This is a genomic window from Bradyrhizobium sp. WSM4873, assembly GCF_055811355.1.
In genome coordinates this window covers 1-521 of record NZ_JBVVPS010000122.1, presented here as the reverse complement: position 1 = coordinate 521, position 521 = coordinate 1, and the positions used below count along the sequence as shown (strand labels likewise).

The following is a 521-nucleotide window of genomic DNA, read 5'->3' as shown; positions in this document are numbered from 1 at the left end:
AATTTGATCTACAAGCTCAACCGCAACATCTGGATCAAGGGCACGCTCCGCCACGACATCCTGGATTCGAACCAACCGGGGTCAAGCTCGCAGGGCACGGTGGTGATGGTCGGGGTGAGGCTGCAGAATTGAGGAGAAGCCACTATGGCACCTCGAATTACTTTAGACATCAATTCGGCCGGTGAATTCGAGCTATGGCTTAATCCCGAAGGCCGAGACCTTTTAGTCAAGGAACTGCTGGCCCTGAGTGAGACCAACGAGCACTTTCACTTGATGCCAAGTGAAGTAGCATCGGACGTTGAGGTTTCGACGCGTCCCTATCGACCGAGCGACAAGCTTCTCGAATACGGTAAGGTGCTGTTCCGACTTGACGAGTGGGACGCACGGCACTTTCCGCACGTCCTTGACTGAAGTCTGCTCGCTGCCCCTCACTCCGCTGTCATGCCCCGGCTTGACCGGGGCATCCAGTACGCCGCGGCCGCTCGGTCGATAACAAATGTCTCTGGGATACTGGATCGCCC

At 56.4% G+C, this 521-nt stretch carries 2 protein-coding genes; both read left to right on the top strand.

Annotated features, from left to right (window positions below):
• Nucleotides 1–132, top strand: a 132-nt coding sequence (locus AC0L21_RS38030; RefSeq protein ID WP_473267140.1) for an outer membrane beta-barrel protein, incomplete at its 5' end; no start/stop codon positions are given.
• 12 nt (nucleotides 133–144) lie between these two features.
• Nucleotides 145–411, top strand: coding sequence for a hypothetical protein (locus AC0L21_RS38025; RefSeq protein WP_473267139.1), 267 nt, complete (start codon nucleotides 145–147; stop codon nucleotides 409–411).
• Nucleotides 412–521: the final 110 nt, after the last annotated feature.

Excerpts from the sequence above, each read along its gene's own strand:
- AC0L21_RS38025 (WP_473267139.1), top strand. The coding sequence starts at position 145 with ATGGCACCTCGAATTACTTTAGACATCAATTCGGCCGGTGAATTCGAG.